Consider the following 18,944-nt stretch of genomic DNA (forward strand, 5'->3'; position numbering starts at 1 on the left):
TGTAGTAAGATCTTGTAGAATAATAATGATCATTCACGTCTAACCGGTAACCCCGCTACCATGATCTTTTCAGACATTAGGCCGGAGGCTTTGCGTCCCTGCTTTTCAGCAAGTTTGCCCTGAACACAGTATTGGTCGATAAAAGCGCAAAGTCAAGCCAATAAATCGATTATTTTGATTTATTTATGCGATATAAGTGCTTGATAAATAACAAAAAATATTTTTAATTTAAGTAAATTTCAATTTCATATGTATAACGCACAAGTGATTAAATTTTAAGCAAATTAATGCGGCATGTTTTTTTAAGAAATGTTTATGTACCTCGGATACGCACTAAAATTGGCTGGCATATTCTTATCTATTTATGCTGCGGACGCTCTCGCTGTCGATGAAGCGGCCAGCAATAAGCACGCAGTCGCTGTGATTGCGGATTCCCAATTTAAACTGGGCAATGCCACCATTCCCATGTATATCTCCCATGATTGGGCGCTAGCGCAGCCAGAAATAACGCAGGCGGTACTGATGTTTCACGGCCGTTTGCGCAATGCGGATGTGTATTGGCGTACCGCAAAAAATGCGCTGGCTGTTGCCAAACAGTCCCCACACAGCATATTGATCGTGCCGCAATTTTTAGCCGATGCAGATATTCAAAAACATGCACTCTCTGAGGATTTCTTACATTGGCAATGGGAGGCGTGGATGGGCGGTGAGCCAGCCAACGGCCCCTTAGCAATCAGCTCTTTTGAAGTCATCGACGCGCTTCTGAATCGACTAGCCGACCGGCAGCGCTTTCCGAATATGCGCTCGGTAGTACTAGCAGGGCACTCAGGCGGTGCTCAAATCGTACAAAGATATGCAGTGGTCGGCAAGGCTGAAGCGCTACTAAAATCACACGCGATCTCGGTTCGCTATGTGGTTGCCAATTCCTCTTCTTATCTGTATTTCAACGAAACACGCCCCTTCGCAAAGAGTGCGAGTTGCGAAAAATTTAATCAATGGAAATATGGTTGGGAGGCTGCACCAGACTACGTCGATAGTAAAAGTAGGGCCAACTATGAGACGCAATACACTCAGCGCGATGTAGTGTACTTACTAGGGGAACTCGATACAAATCCACAACATCCAGCACTCGATAAAAGCTGCTCCGCCGAATTGCAAGGTGCGTTTCGTTTAGAGCGTGGCTTACACTACTTTAACTACCTACAGCAGCGCCACCCAACGATGACACAGCAGCGCATCGTCAGAGTACCGGGCATAGCGCATGATGGTGATGCCATGTTCGAATCAGCAGCAGGCATCTCGGCCTTGTTTGAGACAGCAACGCCTAAGCATGAGCAAAGCTCACGGAAATAAGATTTACCTGGGAATTTTGAACACCCCGGCCAGCGCGCACTATCCATCAGGGTTTGCAGCCATGCAAGGCGCTAGGCCGCATGGGATATGCGTGTGCGGGCATGCCATATGCAATTTATTTACTCGGACATAGCAGCTAGTGTTTGTTTATTCAGGCTGCCATACTGGCTCTTTGCTGCATACCGGGTGCCAGATTCACATTTTTTGCACTTTTTAATGCCGCTGTGGCACGATCCAGTAAGCTTTCTTGGGTATCCCCTTCTTGCATGGTGGCGATACCAACGGTGGCGCTGATTTTAATCTCTTGCCCTGCCATCGCGACTGGCATCGCTGCTATGGTAGAGAGTATGCGATTGGCCACTTTATTTGCGTCCTCGGCATTCGCCTCTGGCAGCAAAAGAGAAAACTCCTCGGTTCCATACCTCGCCATACAATCATAGCTGCGAGTGGCTCGCTTCAGTCTTCGGGTCACCTCAATGAGAACCACGTCCCCAGCAGGAGCACCGTACTCATCTAGAATCTGCTTGAAGTGATTCAGATCCAAAATCAACATCGACAAGGACTTGCCAAACCTGATATGTCTTTGCAGTTCGCTCTCACTCACGCGCATGAATTCACGGCGGTTCGCCACACCAGTAGCCGGATCCGTGCTTTCCTGACGATCCAGTTCAAGTTCAGCGCTTAGAATTTTTTTTCTATAGCGCTGCAAATACGCTGAGGTAGCGTGTCCGGTATAAGCACTGGCGAGCAAAATGGCGACCACGCTACTGACATACGCAAACGTCGGTATCACTTTGTAGGCCAACAAAACTAACAAGGCAATGAGGTAAGCCAACATGGCCGGGCGCAAGGATTTTAAGGGTAGCGGGATAGTGACAAAGTAGATCATGCAGATCCACGCATCGACTAGATAATGCCCAAAATAATCTCTGGGCAAACTGGCATTGCTGACAAACTGCATCAACAACACCGCAGCACTCCAGCGCAAGATTTGGCGGTCTAACTGCTGTGGATTGGCGGTACTAATACTCGCTTTTAGTAAATACCAGGAATAAACAAACAACAATAGGCGTAAGCAGAATAGGCTATAAAACTGCTGACTAGTGCCGAGGAAACTAAAATCGACATACGCTAAAGGCAGTGTTGCCCACATCACGACACGTATAAGTTTGCGCGATTGCGCCCTATCTTGCTTCAGATAATGAAGTCTATAAAGTTCTTCATTGACATCGGGATAACGATTTTGCATAAGCCCTCCCTTTTGTTTATTCAGTCTAGATAGGCGATTACTTATTTTACTCATTCTTCGTTGAAGCACACAAAAACTATGTTTAAGTGTAGTGCCAATTTCAGAAAATCGGTATCTATTCAAGCTATTTCACGCTCTGTATGATAAATTGATGCCTCTTTTTATTTATGTCTACATTTAAATTTCAGTGTTGAAAAAATCACATGTTTCCGACGCTTGCAGACCGCAGCAGTTTAGCTTTGCGTCTAAGGCTGGAAACAGTATTCTCAAATCAAAACACGACTTAAGTTGTTGACGCGCGTCACAAAAAAATCATTTTCGCTCGATTCAAGTTTCCATTCTAGCAACAGCACATTTTACTATTTCAAATACCATGGACATACTTCTCTACGACAATTGGGAGCGTCAGCTTCGCCCGTTTTCACCTATACGCAAGGATTGGATAGGTTTGTATTGCTGCGGTCCTACCGTCTACGACTACGCCCACATAGGCAATTTACGCACCTATCTATTTGAAGATGTTTTGCGCCGGGTCCTGGAGTTGAACGGTCATCAGGTTCGCCACGTCATTAACATCACTGATGTCGGCCATTTGGTGTCTGATGCCGATGATGGCGAAGACAAAATGGAAACAGGCAGTCGCAGAACCGGTGAATCTGCATGGGATATCGCAGAAAAATACACCATCGCTTTCAAGCAGGATTTACTGACACTGAATATGTTGCCGCCTCAGATATGGTGCAAGGCTACCGAGCATATCGTCGAACAGATCTCGTTTATCTCTTGCATAGAACAAAAAGGTTTTACCTACACCACGTCAGATGGTGTGTATTTCGATACTTCGAAGCAAGACAATTATGGTTATCTGGCGCGCCTCAATCGCGAAGGACTGGAGGCTGGTAAGCGCGTCGATATAGGCGAGAAACGTCAGGCGACCGATTTCGCTTTATGGAAATTTAGCGCTGCCGGTAGCAATCGGCAAATGGAATGGGACAGCCCCTGGGGTCGTGGCTTCCCGGGTTGGCATATTGAATGTTCGGCGATGTCGGCCAAGTATCTGGAGCCATGGTTCGACATACATTGCGGTGGCGAAGATCATATTGCCATCCATCACAGCAATGAAATCGCACAGAACATGGCCTGCCACGGAACACGTCTAGCCAATTTTTGGATGCATGGATATTTCCTGCAAATCGATGCTGGCAAGATGTCGAAATCCAGCGGTGATTTCCTACGCTTGCAAAGCGTGATAGATCAAGGCTTCGATCCTTTGGCATATCGCTTGCTGTGTATGTCGGCGCATTATCGTAGTCAGTTAAGCTTTAGCTGGGATGCGTTAAAGTCGGCCCAAACCGCGCTGTTCCGCTTACGTGAAACATATTTCGCCTTACCTGCAGGGGGTATTCTCAGTCAGGAGTTTGCCGATAAATTCAAGACCGAAGTGAACCAAGACTTAAATCTGCCCAAAGCGCTAGCCGTCATGTGGGAAACTTTGAAGTCGAATCTAGGTGACGCGGATAAAAAAGCGACACTTACTTACTTTGATCAAGTACTAGGCCTGAATTTGGCTGCCTGGCAACCGACGATGAGCGAAATTCCAGCAAGAATTCTCGATTTGGCAGAGCAACGCAAACAAAGTCGCATCAACAAAAATTGGGCTGAGTCCGATCGCTTGCGTGATGAAATAAAAGCTCTCGGCTACGAAATAGAAGACAGCGCTGAAGGCATGAAGTTAAAACCTATCGCATAAGTTTTAAGCTGTGATGTCGTGATTCCAGTCTAGAGCAAGCTGGAATCACGATCATAGAACTATGTAATTGAACTACGATTACACCGTAGAAACCAATCTTTCAGGCGCAAGTATTGCGTATTCCTGCAATTGCGCCGAACCCAATAATTGCCGATTAGACTCGCGATACACTCGCACACGACCAAATTGCTCGGGTATCTGTACTTCTTCTTTCCCCAGGGCCAGCCTTTGACCTTGTAAAAATCTACGCGCCAAATCGTCACTCAATAAGACCTCAGGAAAACTCGACAATAAAGCATCTACCGGTGCCAGTAATTGCGCGCGCTGCGACTCATCCATTGCAGTCAACGCCTCTAGCGTCACGGTATTTTCCAGCAGTAGATGGCCAACATGGGTGCGGCGTAAGGCATTTAGATGGGCACCGCAGCCCAGGGCATTGCCGATATCCTCGCCTAAAACTCGAATATACGTGCCCTTACTGCAGCGCACATTCAGTGTCAGAAAAGGCGCCTCGTAACTGACGAACTCCAGCAGATAGATAGTCACAGGCCGCGCTTCTCGCTCTAGCGTAATGCCGGCGCGGGCATACTCATACAGTGGTTTTCCGTCACGTTTGAGGGCGGAATACATAGGCGGCACTTGTAAGATGTCACCTCTAAACTGCCCTAACACTTCTTCAATCTGTGTGACGGTGACCTCTACCGGAAGCGTCTGCAGCACCTCACCTTCCGTGTCGCCAGTATTGGTACTGACACCCAGATGAACGACAGTCTGATAAGTCTTATCCGCTTCCAACAAGTCTTGCGAGAACTTGGTAGCCTCACCGAAACACAGGGGCAATAAGCCCGTAGCAAACGGGTCAAGCGTGCCGGTATGCCCTGCTTTCAGGGCGTTGAGTAGGCGCTTGGCTTTAATCAAGGCGTCATTACTCGACCAACCGACTGGTTTATCGAGCAGCAATACGCCATGTACCGGAACACGAGGCATTTTCTTTACTTGGATTGTCATTGGCGTTGGAATATAAAACGTGCGACAAGCAGAAATAGACGAAAATACAAATACCTGAGGTTTTAGTTCAGGTATTTGCCTAAGCAAGAAAATTAATCTTCGCTGTCGTCTGTAGATCGAGTTGCGTTTGCTTCGTCGATTAATTTGGACATTGCCATGCCGCGCATGGTCGAGGTGTCATGAACAAAATGCAGTTGCGGCAGAGTGTGAATATGCAGACGCAAACCCAACTGCGCCCGTAAAAAACCAGCGGCTTTGTTCAAACCATCCAGTGTGTTCTTGATAGATGCAGGATCATCCTTCAAACTGGTGAAATAAATTTTAGCGTGCGCATAATCGGGCGTCAGCTGAACTTCGGTCAGCGTAATCATGCCAACACGAGGGTCTTTTAATTCAGACCAAATGATTTCAGCAACATCACGCTGTATCTGATCTGCAACGCGCAAACCGCGGGCGGGGATGGATTTACTATTTTTTGCCATAATAATTACAAAATTGCTACAAAAATACTACGAAGGTACAAAAAAATAAAAAGGGAGCAAAAGCTCCCTTTTCTTATAAATACTACAGGGTACGAGCAATTTCTTGTACTTCGAACACCTCAAGAATGTCGCCGACCTCAATCTCATTGTAATTCTTCAGAGACAAGCCGCACTCCATACCGGCCTTGACTTCTTTAGCATCGTCTTTGTAGCGCTTCAAGGAATCCAACTCTCCGGTCCATACCACAACGTTGTTGCGTAACAGACGAACCGACGAAGTACGCTTGACGGTACCTTCAGTGACCAAGCAACCAGCGATAGAGCCAACTTTGCTGACCGAGAATACCTGACGAATCTCAACCTGGCCAATAACGGTTTCACGCTTCTCTGGCGCCAACATACCCGACAATGCCGCTTTAACTTCATCAACCGCATCGTAAATGATGTTGTAGTAACGAATATCCACGCCATGCGACTCAGCCAACTTACGCGCCGATGCATCTGCACGTGTGTTAAAGCCAATAATCACAGCCTTCGATGCGACCGCCAAATTGACGTCGGATTCAGAAATACCACCGACGGCAGCGTGCACCACTTGTACCCGAACTTCGTTGGTCGACAACTTGACCAAGGACTGTACCAGTGCTTCTTGCGAACCTTGTACATCGGTCTTGACAATGATAGGCAGATTTCTGACTTCGCCTTCGCCCATATTGTCGAAGATGTTTTCCATCTTGGCAGCTTGTTGCTTGGCCAGTTTGACGTCACGGTATTTACCTTGACGGAACAAACCGATTTCGCGCGCTTTACGCTCATCAACCATGACCATGAACTCTTCACCAGCAGCAGGAACCTCGGTCAAGCCTTGAATTTCGACAGGAATAGATGGACCAGCTTCGCTCGTGTTTTTACCGTTCTCATCCAACATGGCACGTACACGACCATATGAAGAACCAGCCAATACCACGTCACCGCGCTTCAAAGTACCAGACTGAACCAAGACTGTCGCAACCGTACCGCGACCTTTATCCAGTCGAGATTCGATCACCAAACCTTTAGCAGGAGCATTGATCGGCGCGCGCAATTCCAAGACTTCGGCTTGCAACAACACTTGTTCCAATAATTCCTCAATACCCTCACCAGTTTTGGCAGAAACTGGGACAAACGGTGATTCGCCACCGTATTCTTCAGGAACAACGCTTTCAGCAACCAACTCTTGCTTGACCCGGTCCATATTTGCACCCGGTTTATCAATTTTATTGATAGCAACGACCAAAGGTACACCAGCCGCTTTGGCATGAGCAATCGCTTCTTTGGTTTGCGGCATCACGCCATCGTCAGCTGCAACCACCAGAATAACGATATCAGTTGCCTTGGCACCGCGAGCACGCATAGCAGTAAATGCCTCATGACCCGGAGTATCAAGGAAGGTAATCATGCCACGCGGTGTTTCTACGTGGTAGGCACCAATGTGCTGGGTAATTCCACCAGCCTCACCGGAAGCAACCTTGGCACGACGAATGTAATCGAGCAAAGACGTTTTACCGTGATCGACGTGTCCCATTACCGTAACGACTGGCGCACGCGGTGCAGATTCATACTCAGCATGCTCGGCGACATCGGTCAGCATTGCCTCTGGATCGTCCAACTTGGCAGCGAAAGCTTTATGCCCCATTTCTTCAACCAAGATCATCGCAGTTTCCTGATCCAACACTTGGTTAATGGTGCACATTTGGCCGAGCTTCATCAAATGTTTAATGACTTCAGATGCTTTTACTGACATTTTATGTGCTAACTCAGCGACAGTAAGTGTCTCTGGCACATAAACATCTTTAACGATTGCTTCGACTGGAGCCTGGAAATTTGACTGTTCTTCGTGCTGATTAGAACGACGGCCTTTTCCACCGCTTTTCCAACCATCACGCCCAGTAGTTGCCGGTGCGCGACCTTTGGCAGCACCACGCTTTTTCGCATCATCTTGCCAAGTAGAAGAAACATTGGCTGATTTAATCGATTTCTTATCGACCACAGCAGCAGTACCTGGCGCAGGCTTAACATCTTTCTTGTCGCCGGTCGCTGGTTTTTTATCGCCGACTTTTTTATCAGCTGGCTTATGTAAAGTGCCTTCAGCGACTTTAGGGGCGACTACCGCAGGCGCGGCGACTTTTGGTCGACGCGCTGCATCCATCATTTCTTTAATCTGAGCTACTTCATCAGCAACTTTTTTACGTGCAGCATCATTCGCAGCTACACGTACCGCGGCTTCTTTCGCGTCACTTGCTGTTTTGATTTTCGCTTCTTCGGCTAGCTTCAACTTTGCTTCATCAACAAGTTTCTTTTTCTCTTCTACGGCAGCCTGACGCTTACTATCTTCTTCGACATTCACCACAGCCGGAGCTGGCGTAGCGATATTGCTCGCTTTAGGCGATGTCTTGACGGCTACTTTGCTCGCCACGTTCAAGCTAGCGGCGGCAGCCACTGCGGCTGCCTGATCTGCTTTAGCTTTTTCAGCCTCAGCTTTAGCCGATGCAGCAGCCGCAGCCTCAATTTCACGCAAGGCATTTGCTTGCGATTCTTTTTCAGCTTCCAGCTTTTCTAGATACTCTTGCTTCTCGATCAATTCGGCTTCCTGGCGAGCAATCAATGCCGCTTCCTGACGCATTTCCTCTTCGCGTCGTTCCGCTTCCGCTGGATCAAGCACCTCAGCAGCATGCTCGGTCTGCGTCTCTGGAGACGATTCATCACGTTTGACAAAAGTGCGCTTTTTACGCACTTCCACTTGTATCGTGCGGGATTTGCCAGTGGCATCTGCCTGCTTGATTTCAGTGTTTTCCTTGCGGGTCAAGGTGATTTTTTTGGCATCCGCTGTCACACCATGCGAAGTACGCAAGTGTGCCAACAGCTTATCCTTGTCTTCCTTTGACAGCACATCGGACGTCGAGCTTTTACTAACGCCCGCGGCATGCAATTGCGTTAGCAGCAAATCCGCTGACATCTTCAGCTCGGTGGCAAATTGAGCTACATTATTACTCGCCATTCAGTCCTCTTTTTCTCATTGCGCTTGAAAAAACGCTTAAATATAAATATCTTTTAAAAACTCGTCGTGATTTATTTTGCTTCTACGAGTTTCCACGCTGTGGCCAATAAGGCTTTTGCATGATCATCATATTTAGCGTCGATGAGTTTCATCTCATCATCAGTCACATCTTCGAATGCATCTTTAATCAATTGGCGCGCACGATCCGTTGACAGCGCCAAAATAGCACCGAACTCGTCATAGGCCAAGCCACCGAAGGCAACCAGTGTTTTAACACCAGCCAAGCCCAGCTTACCGGCAGTAACACGACTCATACCATCGAGATTGATCAAGGCGTCTTCCACCCCATCAATACCCTCTTCGGAAGCGATTGCCTCCGTCAACAATGAATCTCTAGCGCGATTACGCAGCTCATTCACAGTATCTTCATCTAAGGCTTCGATTTCCAGCATTTCACTGATAGGCACGTAAGCGATCTCTTCTAAACTAGAGAATCCCTCATCAACCAAAATATCGGCAACCTCTTGATCAACGTCAAGTTTTTCCATAAACAAAGCGCGAATCCCTGCGGTTTCTTGCTCTGCTTTATTGGCAGACTCTTCAGCTGTCATGATATTAATTTTCCAGCCAGTCAACTCCGCCGCAAGACGAACGTTTTGACCGCTACGACCAATCGCGATGGCTAAATTTTCGTCATCGACAACCACGTCCATGCAATGCTTTTCTTCATCAACCATAATAGAAGAAACATTCGCCGGAGCCAAAGCGCCGATCACGAATTGCGCCGGATCTTCCGACCACAACACGATATCAACACGTTCGCCACCCAACTCACCTGTCACAGCCTGTACACGTGAACCACGCATACCGACACAAGTACCGATAGGATCGATACGCTTATCATCGGTATGAACCGCGATTTTTGCGCGCACACCGGCATCGCGAGCTGCTGATTTAATGACCAGCGAACCCTGTTCGATTTCTGGAACTTCCAGCTCAAACAGCTTCATAATAAATTCTGGCGCAGTACGAGAAAGTATGACTTGCGGACCACGGGCATTGCGATCTATGCGCAGTATGTAGGCACGGACTCTATCACCAACGCGCAAATTCTCTTTCGGTATCATTTGATCGCGTGGCAAACGCGCTTCAATTTTACCCGATTCAACGACAGCCTCACCGCGCTCCATACGCTTGATTGTGCCTGTCACCAGAGCATCGCCGCGCTCCAGGAAATCAGCCAAAATCTGCTCACGCTCAGCATCACGAATACGCTGCAAGACGACCTGTTTGGTGTCTTGCGCAAAACGACGACCGAGCTCGACTGACTCGATCGGCTCTTCTATATATTCATCAATTTCGATATCTGGATATTGCTCCAAAGCCTCGAAATGCAAAATTTCCTGATCCGGCAATTGCAAACCAGCCTCATCAGCAACCACGTGCCAACGGCGGAATGATTTATATTCGCCACTATCACGATCGATCTCCACACGGATATCGACTTCACCTTCATAACGCTTCTTGGTAGCCTGCGCCAAAGCATGTTCCAGCGCGGCAAAAACCACATCTTCATCGACGTTTTTTTCACGTGCCAGCACATCAACCAATAATAAAACTTCGCGACTCATGCTTTGCGACTCCTAAAATCCACTTGCGGCACCAAGCGTGCCTTATCCACATCGGCAAGCGTAAACTCCAGCATTGCCGCCCCATCTTTTCCTTCAAATTCCAACCTCAAAGTATCACCTTCAGGCTCGAGCAAAACACCTTCAAACGTCTTGCGATTATTCGAGTCAGGCATAGGCAAACGCAATTTAATGCTGGCGACCTCACCACAAAACCGAACAAAATCAGCAAACTTTTTTAAAGGCCGCTCCAAGCCAGGAGAAGAAATCTCAAGACGCTCGTAACTCACATTCTCTACCGTAAGTACATGCGACAACTGATGACTGACTTTCGCACAATCCTCGACCGTAACATGCCCCTTCTCCAAATCCTCTGGCAAAAAATCTATGTAAACTCGAAACAAACCGCGCTCGGCTCGCTCAAAATCGACCAAATCATAACCAGTACCATTGACGGTTTTTTCTATTAATTCCAGCAATTGCAAGACAATTCTCCGAAAAACGCAGACCTTATCCGAACACGAAAAAGCGATGCACAAAAGAAAAATGGGCACCCGCCCATCATTTCTTTAGCGCCCCGCACATACTACATGCCAAGGAAAATTCTGCTAACTACAAGATTATAAACGATTATTTACTCTATCGCAAATTAAAACAAAGTAAATACATCATCCAAATCACACTCACAGGCCTTTAGTACGCCTACGCGCTGCAATCCCCTGCCCTATCGCCTGACCACTGCCACGAGTGGTCGCACTACGTCTTTGCTGCCCTGCATTCGGGTAACCCAAAGCAGTTTGCATAGGATCAGGTTGGCGACTGCGCTTCTTGCCGGCGTCATTTCCAGTCGAATTACCATTGCGCTCATTACCAGAAGCATTACGCGAGTTGCCATATTCACCGCGCGGCGCAGATCCAAAAGTCTTCCCTTGTGGCTTGTCGTAAGGACGCCCAACCGGCTTATCAAAAGGATTCACATTGCGAGCAACATTACCTGTCTGACGATTACCCCTAGCCTTAGAATCAGACTTATCGCTGGAAGTTTTTTCGAGCCCACTAACCTTCAGCAAACTACGCACCGCATCCTCACCCAACTCATCCCAACGACCGCGCTTAAGGCCAGATGGCAAAGTCATTACGCCATAGCGTGTTCGTATCAAACGCGACACCGTCAAACCAACCGCCTCAAACATACGACGCACCTCACGATTACGACCTTCGCCAATGATCACGCGATACCACTTATTCACACCTTCACCACCGCCATCGGCGATTTTAGAGAATTGCGCCATTCCATCTTCCAACTCCACGCCGGCCAACAACTTCTGACGCATCCCTTCCTCCAACTCACCCAGCGTGCGCACTGCGTATTCACGTTCAATGCCGTAGCGCGGATGCATCAATCGGTTAGCCAAATCTCCTGAGGTTGTAAACAACAACAAGCCCTCAGTGTTGTAATCCAAACGACCAACCGCGAGCCACTTGCCGACCTTCATTTTAGGCAAGCTCTCGAAGACCGACTGACGTCCCTCAGGATCGCTAGTACTCACTATCTCACCAGCAGGCTTGTGATACACCAGTACGCGCGGCGGCTTACTACTTACCTTGCGCTGAATTAATTTACCGTTAATTTTAACTTGATCGTTAGGCAAAATGCGCTGACCGATGTGAGCAGGCTCGGAGTTAACCGACACACGCCCAGCCACAATCAACTCTTCCATCTCGCGACGGGAACCCAAACCCGCCTCAGCCAAGACCTTATGCAACTTAGGCGCATCATCATCCGCGGTCAGATCACGCCTAACCGGTTTAACATGGCGCGTCTTATCGTGCCTATCTTCAGCATTGACATCAAACGCGTCAGAAGTAACGAAAGAAAAAACATCATCAGCATTGTTGACCGAGGAACGAGCATCCTTACGAGCACCAGCTACCCCAGATGCTGGTCGCGACCTAGGGCCAGTTGCAGGTCGCGAAGCATTTTTTTCACCGTACACTGGACGATTGCGAGTCTCATTAGAACGACCACGCTCACCACGTTGAAATTCGGATGGAGCTGCCGCATCAGCGCCTGCAGATTCAGGTCTCGCCCTTGGCACACGAGCGCGCACCTCACTCACGACCACATCTGACGAAACCGCACCCAACTCCGGCGCATCAGGCGCAATAGACTTAGGTCGCGCCTGCCTTGGTTGTCGCGCCTTCTTTTCAGGCGCAGGGATTGAAGCCGCATCTAAAGGCGACGCTGCTGCGGCGACAGACTCGGAGGCATCCTCACGATTGGGCGCCCTACGCAGATTGCGCGGCCCTCTAACAGCGCGCTTTGCTGGCTTACCAGCAACACCATCATCCGAGTTCGTTGCAACATCGGCTTTTACTTCATCTGAATTATTTGTGTTCATTATCTTGATTCTGAGTTGAGATGAGTAGACACATCGGCATTATTATCCGCCTCTGACATCAATTCATTATTTGGTGCAGCTATCATCGCAACGTCATCCTCAAGTACATCATTGGCTGTCGCAATTTCAATTTCCGCATCAATTTGCATAGGAGCAGGATCAGCAAGCAAATCGCCCGCTATCCCCTGCACCGTTATTTTGTCACTAGAGTCAAGGCTGGGACTTTGCCCTTGCTCGTCAAACATATTCACTACCAAGGCACCAAGTTCAGAAGCAGATTTCTCAACTGAATTTTCTTGACCTATTTGCTGCAAAGGCGGCAACTGATCCAGCGATGCCAAACCGAGATCAGACAAAAATTGTTTGGTCGTCGCAAACAAAGCCGGTCGACCCGGCACATCCCTATGACCAACGCTCTCTATCCAACCGCGATCTTCCAGAGTCTTAATCATCTGAGAGGCGACAGTCACGCCACGAATTTCTTCTATATCACCGCGCGTCACTGGCTGGCGATAAGTAATAATTGCCAATGTTTCTAAGGTTGCCCTAGAATACTTGGGTGGTTTTTCTGGATTCAATCTATCGATATAAGCGCGCATTTCCGGTCGACTTTGAAAGCGCCAACCGGTCGATAAGCCAACCAATTCAATACCCTTATCCGACCAATCGCCACGCAGATCTTCCAACATGGATTTAATCGTATCCGCACCAACTGCAACTCCCTGACCATCCTCATCTTGAAATAACTTTTTCAAGGAATGTATGCTCAGTGGCTCATGCGCGCATAGCAGTGCGGTTTCGAGGACTCGCTTGGCCTCAGCTGTATTCATGCAAACTCTTTACACAGATGTTTTTGATCTCACGACGTAGCAACAGACTGAAAGTAGCACTATCAGCCCACACCAGCTCTTTAATTTTTGCAGCGCACCATACACGTGCATGCTCAGGGATCAGTCTGTCACTAAGGTTTGCCTAGCACATACATAAGCGCAAACAATTAAAAAAGACAGTCGATCAATTTAGTAGATACTAGATTGTAGTCCAGAATTTCGATATAGATAAAATTATATACGTGCGAGTAATAAAAAAGCCACGTTAATACGTGGCTTTTTTAATGAAACTGGTTGCGGGGGCAGGATTTGAACCTACGACCTTCGGGTTATGAGCCCGACGAGCTGCCAGACTGCTCCACCCCGCGTCTGATAAGTAGAACTATACATGAATTTGCTGCTTTGCGCAAATGCTTTATCACATTGCGAGATATTAGCGAGTGGAGTAATCAATGTAGAACTTAGATTCTCCAGACTTGCTGCGAACCAGTGCTACACTTTAGGCCTCCCTTTCGCCACCATCACGCACCATGAAATTTTGTCCCGAATGCGCCGCCCCCATCGTTCTTGAAATACCGGCTGACGATACCCGTGAACGCCACGTTTGCACGGCATGCAAGACCATCCACTATCAAAATCCCAAACTGGTAGTGGGATCAATCCCGGTATGGGAGCAAGATGGCGCGATCAAGATACTATTATGCAAGCGCGCCATACAACCACGCTATGGTTATTGGACGCTGCCAGCTGGCTTCATGGAGAACGACGAAACCACCAGTCAGGCAGCGCAAAGGGAAACCGAAGAAGAAGCCGGTGCAAACATCGCCCTGCATGAATTATTTTCCATTCTGAACGTTCCGCGCGTCAATCAAGTCCACCTGTTTTACCGCGCCACCTTATTAGACCTCGATTACCTTGCCGGCACTGAGAGCTTAGAGGTGCAACTATTTAGTGAGCAAGAAATCCCCTGGACTGAGATCGCCTTCCCCACAGTAAGCAATACACTCAAATTTTTCTTTGCGGATTTAGCCAAGGTCAAACAGGGCGGCAACTTTGAACTTCATACGCATGACTTGTTCCAAGCCATGCGCGAATAAAGCCCTCTCACCACTACCAACTGGTTTCACGCTCCGCAGTAGATGAAACCTTGTGGATAGACAGATCGGCACCCTCGAATTCTTCTTCCGGATCCAAACGTATCCCGACTAGTTTTTTGAGGCTGCCGTAAATTAGCCAACTACCCACTAGCGCAATCGAGATACCCAGCAGGGTGCCAACTAATTGCGAGGCAAAGCTGACGCCACCCAAGCCACCTAGCGATTTCAAGCCGAATATCCCAGCCGCGATCCCTCCCCAGGCACCACACAAGCCATGCAAAGGCCAGACCCCAAGCACATCGTCGACCTTCCATTTATTTTGGGTCCAAGTAAACATCCAGACAAAGATCGCACCGGCAATCCCACCCGTCATCAAAGCTCCCAATGGGTGCATTAAATCTGATCCGGCACAGACCGCCACCAAGCCCGCCAAAGGTCCGTTATACACAAAGCCAGGATCGTTTTTACCCATGACCAACGCCACCAAGGTGCCGCCCACCATCGCCATCAAAGAATTGATCGCCACCAGGCCGTTCATCTTATCGAGCGTCTGGGCACTCATGACATTAAAACCGAACCAACCCACCGTCAAAATCCATGCTCCCAAGGCTAAAAACGGGATGCTGGACGGCGGATGCGCTGCAATCGCGCCGTTTTTCATATACCGTCCGCGCCGCGCACCCAGTAACATGACAGCTGGCAAAGCCACCCAACCTCCAAAAGCATGCACCACCACCGAGCCCGCGAAATCATGAAACTCTTCCGAGAACATGGCTTTGAGCCAGGCTTGAATGCCGAAGCGCTGATTCCAGGCTATCCCTTCAAAGAAAGGATATAAGACCCCAACCAATAAGGCGGTAGCGATCAATTGTGGATAGAATTTGGCGCGCTCTGCGATACCACCCGAGATAATGGCGGGAATTGCCGCTGCGAAGGTTAGCAAGAAAAAGAACTTGACCAATTCAAAGCCATTACGCTGCACCAACACCTCGGCACCCGCATAAAACTGTATACCGTAGGCGATACCGTAACCGACAAAAAAATAGGCGATGGTCGACACCGCAAAATCAACGATAATTTTAACCAAGGCATTCACCTGATTTTTTTTGCGTACCGTACCCAACTCAAGAAAGGCAAAACCCGCGTGCATGGCTAAAATCATGATCGCCCCCAGCAAGATGAACAAGGCATCCGCGCCACTTTTGTGTGCATCCATATAAAATCTCCCGATAAATGTGCAAATACTAAATACTGACGCACTAGTAAAGCAATAAATGTACCAATTTAGTGCGAATTTAAATCATTGATTTATATACCTAATTTTTTCCAACTTATGACCCAGCTTAATTTTGCACCAAAATATAGCGCCTTTTTGGTGCGCGGCATGCGATACGCACTAGGGCGATCATGATTCCCTGGTTAGAACTCGATACGCCGTTTCCGGATGTAGGCCAGGCGTTGGGCGCAGATCAAGAAGCGGCAGGCTTGCTGGCCGCCGGCGCCGATCTGTCGGTTGCGCGTTTGTTAGATGCCTATAAACATGGGATATTTCCGTGGTACTCGGAAGGCCAGCCGATACTTTGGTGGTCTACCGATCCACGTATGGTCTTGATGACGGCTGAGTTTAAGCTTTCGGACAGCCTTAAAAAAACCATCAGAAAAACTGCCAAAGATGCGCGTTGGGAGTTGCGCTTCGATACTGCTTTCGAACAGGTGATGCGCGCCTGCGCGGCACCACGCCGCAATGGTGCTGGCACCTGGATCTCGCCCGAGATCGTCAAAGGCTACACAGATTTGCATGCCGCAGGCTATGCGCATTCGTCTGAAGTATGGTTAGATGGTGAATTAGTCGGCGGTGCTTATGGGGTCTGCATAGGGAAAATGTTTTACGGCGAATCGATGTTTGCACGGGTCAGCGATGCCTCAAAAATAGCGATTGCTCATTTGATATTTTTCTTGCGCGCACATGGCGTGGAAATGATAGACTGCCAGCAAGAGACCGCCCATCTGGCATCCTTAGGTGCGCACCCGATTGCCAGAAGTGATTTTGTACGCTGGATAGAACATGCTACCGAGCTGCCGAGCATCGCAGTTTGGCAGCCCCTGAAGAACTTCTCTGTTTGATTTTTTCAACTTAGGCTGAGGGTATGAGGGATGACTATGCTGACGACCACGAATGATAAGACTGACAGGCAAGCCTTACAATTATCATGACTCAACTCAACGATCTGCCTTTCGCCAGCATACAGTTCTATGCCACCGCGCCCTACCCATGCAGCTATCTGGATGGCTTACAGGCGCGCTCGCAAGTAGCGACGCCAGCGCATTTAATCAATGCGGATGTCTATTCCGAACTCATACAAAACGGCTTTCGGCGCAGTGGTATCTTTATCTACCGCCCGCATTGCGACAGCTGCCAGGCTTGCGTGCCAGTGCGGGTACGGGTCAACGAATTTCAAACCACCCGCAGCCAAAGGCGTGCATACAAAAAACATGGTGAACTGGTGGCCAGCGTGACGAGCTTAAGCTATCAGCACGAACATTATGAGCTCTACCAAAAATATCAAAACCACAGACATGCGGGCGGTGGTATGGACCACGATAGCCGCGATCAATATGCGCAGTTTTTACTCCAGAGCCGCGTCAATACTCGGCTAGTAGAGTTTCGCGATGCGCAACAAGTCTTGCGCATGGTCAGCATCATCGACATTTTGAGTGACGGCCTGTCCTCGGTCTACACCTTTTTTGATATCGAGGATGAAACCGCCTCGTATGGCACTTATAATGTGCTGTGGCAAATCCAGCAAACTCAGGAGCTCTCATTGCCTTACGTGTATTTGGGTTACTGGATAGCCGCTAGCCCGAAAATGGCGTATAAAACCAATTTTAAACCGCTAGACGGCTTAATGCGTGGCCAGTGGCAGCCGCTGTAAGCTTATGCTAAGCAGATACTCCACTGTGTATATTTTAACCCCCCACGTTTTATTGCGCGGACAGACCATTTTTTACCTATACTCCCCCTAAAATAACACTAACTAAGCATCATGCCCGCCAAATTACTGTATTCCCTGGTTCGACCTTTTCTGTTTTCTATGGACGCCGAAAGCGCCCACGATCTGACCCTGCCTAGCTTGCGACGCGCCCATGCGCTGGGCCTGACCCGCCTGGTGAACAAACCGGCATCAGATACGCGCCAAGTGATGGGGATAGATTTTCCTAATCCTGTCGGTTTAGCCGCTGGTCTGGATAAAGATGGCCGCTATATCGATGCACTCGCTTCACTCGGTTTTGGCTCTATAGAAATCGGCACGGTAACGCCACGCGCTCAGGCTGGCAACCCTAAGCCGCGCATGTTCCGCCTGCCGCAAGCGAACGCCATCATCAATCGCATGGGTTTTAATAATGGCGGGGTCGATGCCTTCGTCGCCAATGTGCAAGCTTCGCGCTTTTATCAAGACAAACAAGGTGTACTGGGCCTCAATATCGGCAAGAACGCCGATACACCGATAGAACGCGCGGCCGAAGATTACCTGCACTGCCTGCAAAAAGTTTATCCTTACGCCAGCTATGTGACGGTGAACATTTCTTCCCCCAACACCAAAAACCTGCGCCAGTTGCAAGGCGCGGACGAACTCGACGCCCTACTGTCACAACTCAAGGACGCGCAGCAAAGACTGGCCGACCAGCACAAGCGCTATGTACCGATCACCCTCAAAATTGCACCGGATATCGACAGCGAACAGATCAAGAACATTGCCGACGCCTTATTGCGTCACAAGATCGATGGCGTGATCGCCACCAACACCACCATCACGCGCGACGCGGTCAAAGGCTTGCACCACGGCGAAGAACCGGGTGGTCTCTCGGGCGAACCGGTGTTTGAATTATCCAATAAAGTGATACGCGCTCTAAAATCAGAATTGGGCGATGCTCTGCCGATTATTGGCGTGGGCGGTATCTTTTCGGGTGCCGATGCAGCCACAAAAATGCAGGCCGGTGCGGCGCTGGTACAAGTCTATTCCGGCTTAATCTATCGCGGCCCGGCACTGGTCAAAGAGTGCGCGACGGCTTTGCGTAAGTCAACTTAAACTAGACTACATTTACTCGC

15 protein-coding genes, 1 tRNA gene and 1 riboswitch are annotated in these 18,944 nt (G+C 48.8%); of the genes, 6 read left to right on the top strand and 10 right to left on the bottom strand.

What is annotated here, in order from left to right:
- Positions 1-42: 42 nt before the first annotated feature.
- Positions 43-129, bottom strand: a riboswitch (cyclic di-GMP riboswitch).
- Between the two features lie 186 nt (positions 130-315).
- Positions 316-1,353, top strand: a complete 1,038-nt coding sequence (locus tag EJN92_RS02990; protein WP_227869679.1) for an alpha/beta hydrolase — start codon at positions 316-318, stop codon at positions 1,351-1,353.
- Positions 1,354-1,504: 151 nt separating this feature from the next.
- On the opposite strand, the gene EJN92_RS02995 is transcribed toward EJN92_RS02990, so the two are convergent.
- Positions 1,505-2,602, bottom strand: coding sequence for a GGDEF domain-containing protein (locus tag EJN92_RS02995; RefSeq protein ID WP_157984303.1), 1,098 nt, complete (start codon positions 2,600-2,602; stop codon positions 1,505-1,507).
- A 373-nt stretch (positions 2,603-2,975) separates the two neighbouring features.
- Here EJN92_RS02995 and cysS point away from each other — a divergent pair, with 373 nt between their 5' ends.
- Complete coding sequence (gene cysS / locus EJN92_RS03000) at positions 2,976-4,352, top strand: cysteine--tRNA ligase (RefSeq protein WP_126126467.1); 1,377 nt, start codon at positions 2,976-2,978, stop codon at positions 4,350-4,352.
- Between the two features lie 78 nt (positions 4,353-4,430).
- On the opposite strand, the gene truB is transcribed toward cysS, so the two are convergent.
- From truB to EJN92_RS03040, 8 genes are all read right to left on the bottom strand, one after another.
- A complete protein-coding gene (truB, locus tag EJN92_RS03005; RefSeq protein WP_322348674.1) occupies positions 4,431-5,339 on the bottom strand; it encodes a tRNA pseudouridine(55) synthase TruB in 909 nt (302 codons plus the stop codon).
- Between the two features lie 113 nt (positions 5,340-5,452).
- Positions 5,453-5,842, bottom strand: a complete 390-nt coding sequence (gene rbfA / locus EJN92_RS03010) for a 30S ribosome-binding factor RbfA (protein WP_126126469.1) — start codon at positions 5,840-5,842, stop codon at positions 5,453-5,455.
- 82 nt (positions 5,843-5,924) lie between these two features.
- The gene (gene infB, locus EJN92_RS03015; protein WP_126126470.1) at positions 5,925-8,879 is read right to left on the bottom strand and encodes a translation initiation factor IF-2; all 2,955 of its coding nucleotides are present in this window, start codon (positions 8,877-8,879) and stop codon (positions 5,925-5,927) included.
- 71 nt (positions 8,880-8,950) lie between these two features.
- On the bottom strand, positions 8,951-10,510 hold the full coding sequence (gene nusA / locus EJN92_RS03020) for a transcription termination factor NusA (RefSeq protein WP_126126471.1): 1,560 nt from the start codon (positions 10,508-10,510) through the stop codon (positions 8,951-8,953).
- Complete coding sequence (gene rimP / locus EJN92_RS03025; protein WP_126126472.1) at positions 10,507-10,992, bottom strand: ribosome maturation factor RimP; 486 nt, start codon at positions 10,990-10,992, stop codon at positions 10,507-10,509. Before rimP ends, nusA begins: the two co-directional genes overlap by 4 nt.
- Positions 10,993-11,190: 198 nt before the next feature.
- Positions 11,191-12,909, bottom strand: coding sequence for a pseudouridine synthase (locus EJN92_RS03030; RefSeq protein ID WP_194074960.1), 1,719 nt, complete (start codon positions 12,907-12,909; stop codon positions 11,191-11,193).
- On the bottom strand, positions 12,909-13,739 hold the full coding sequence (gene scpB, locus EJN92_RS03035) for an SMC-Scp complex subunit ScpB (RefSeq protein ID WP_126126474.1): 831 nt from the start codon (positions 13,737-13,739) through the stop codon (positions 12,909-12,911). The genes EJN92_RS03030 and scpB overlap by 1 nt, the downstream gene beginning before the upstream one ends.
- A 291-nt stretch (positions 13,740-14,030) precedes the next feature.
- Positions 14,031-14,107: transfer RNA gene (locus EJN92_RS03040), tRNA-Met, on the bottom strand.
- A gap of 162 nt (positions 14,108-14,269) precedes the next feature.
- Between EJN92_RS03040 and EJN92_RS03045 the strand changes: the two genes are divergently transcribed.
- A complete protein-coding gene (locus EJN92_RS03045; RefSeq protein ID WP_126126475.1) occupies positions 14,270-14,836 on the top strand; it encodes an NUDIX hydrolase in 567 nt (188 codons plus the stop codon).
- A gap of 13 nt (positions 14,837-14,849) precedes the next feature.
- On the opposite strand, the gene EJN92_RS03050 is transcribed toward EJN92_RS03045, so the two are convergent.
- Complete coding sequence (locus tag EJN92_RS03050; RefSeq protein ID WP_126126476.1) at positions 14,850-16,052, bottom strand: ammonium transporter; 1,203 nt, start codon at positions 16,050-16,052, stop codon at positions 14,850-14,852.
- A gap of 191 nt (positions 16,053-16,243) precedes the next feature.
- On the opposite strand from EJN92_RS03050, the gene aat reads away from it, so the two are divergent.
- The 3 genes from aat to EJN92_RS03065 all read left to right on the top strand — a co-directional run bounded on the left by aat (position 16,244) and on the right by EJN92_RS03065 (position 18,924).
- The gene (gene aat, locus EJN92_RS03055; protein ID WP_126126477.1) at positions 16,244-16,960 is read left to right on the top strand and encodes a leucyl/phenylalanyl-tRNA--protein transferase; all 717 of its coding nucleotides are present in this window, start codon (positions 16,244-16,246) and stop codon (positions 16,958-16,960) included.
- An 86-nt stretch (positions 16,961-17,046) separates the two neighbouring features.
- Positions 17,047-17,769: an arginyltransferase gene (locus tag EJN92_RS03060; RefSeq protein WP_126126478.1), complete on the top strand. Its 723-nt coding sequence runs from the start codon at positions 17,047-17,049 to the stop codon at positions 17,767-17,769.
- Positions 17,770-17,880: 111 nt separating this feature from the next.
- Positions 17,881-18,924, top strand: coding sequence for a quinone-dependent dihydroorotate dehydrogenase (locus tag EJN92_RS03065; RefSeq protein ID WP_126126479.1), 1,044 nt, complete (start codon positions 17,881-17,883; stop codon positions 18,922-18,924).
- Positions 18,925-18,944: the final 20 nt, after the last annotated feature.

The sequence above is a fragment of the Undibacterium parvum genome (assembly GCF_003955735.1).
In the GTDB taxonomy this organism is placed as follows: domain Bacteria; phylum Pseudomonadota; class Gammaproteobacteria; order Burkholderiales; family Burkholderiaceae_D; genus Undibacterium; species Undibacterium parvum.

What these genes read in the sequence shown, in the direction of transcription:
- infB (WP_126126470.1), bottom strand. Translation starts at nt 8,879, where the DNA reads ATGGCGAGTAATAATGTAGCTCAATTTGCCACCGAGCTGAAGATGTCA.
- rbfA (WP_126126469.1), bottom strand. Translation starts at nt 5,842, where the DNA reads ATGGCAAAAAATAGTAAATCCATCCCCGCCCGCGGTTTGCGCGTTGCA.
- nusA (WP_126126471.1), bottom strand. Translation starts at nt 10,510, where the DNA reads ATGAGTCGCGAAGTTTTATTATTGGTTGATGTGCTGGCACGTGAAAAA.
- scpB (WP_126126474.1), bottom strand. Translation starts at nt 13,739, where the DNA reads ATGAATACAGCTGAGGCCAAGCGAGTCCTCGAAACCGCACTGCTATGC.
- aat (WP_126126477.1), top strand. Translation starts at nt 16,244, where the DNA reads ATGATTCCCTGGTTAGAACTCGATACGCCGTTTCCGGATGTAGGCCAG.
- EJN92_RS03045 (WP_126126475.1), top strand. Translation starts at nt 14,270, where the DNA reads ATGAAATTTTGTCCCGAATGCGCCGCCCCCATCGTTCTTGAAATACCG.
- EJN92_RS03050 (WP_126126476.1), bottom strand. Translation starts at nt 16,052, where the DNA reads ATGGATGCACACAAAAGTGGCGCGGATGCCTTGTTCATCTTGCTGGGG.
- EJN92_RS03065 (WP_126126479.1), top strand. Translation starts at nt 17,881, where the DNA reads ATGCCCGCCAAATTACTGTATTCCCTGGTTCGACCTTTTCTGTTTTCT.
- EJN92_RS03060 (WP_126126478.1), top strand. Translation starts at nt 17,047, where the DNA reads ATGACTCAACTCAACGATCTGCCTTTCGCCAGCATACAGTTCTATGCC.
- EJN92_RS02995 (WP_157984303.1), bottom strand. Translation starts at nt 2,602, where the DNA reads ATGCAAAATCGTTATCCCGATGTCAATGAAGAACTTTATAGACTTCAT.
- truB (WP_322348674.1), bottom strand. Translation starts at nt 5,339, where the DNA reads ATGCCTCGTGTTCCGGTACATGGCGTATTGCTGCTCGATAAACCAGTC.
- EJN92_RS02990 (WP_227869679.1), top strand. Translation starts at nt 316, where the DNA reads ATGTACCTCGGATACGCACTAAAATTGGCTGGCATATTCTTATCTATT.
- cysS (WP_126126467.1), top strand. Translation starts at nt 2,976, where the DNA reads ATGGACATACTTCTCTACGACAATTGGGAGCGTCAGCTTCGCCCGTTT.
- EJN92_RS03030 (WP_194074960.1), bottom strand. Translation starts at nt 12,909, where the DNA reads ATGAACACAAATAATTCAGATGAAGTAAAAGCCGATGTTGCAACGAAC.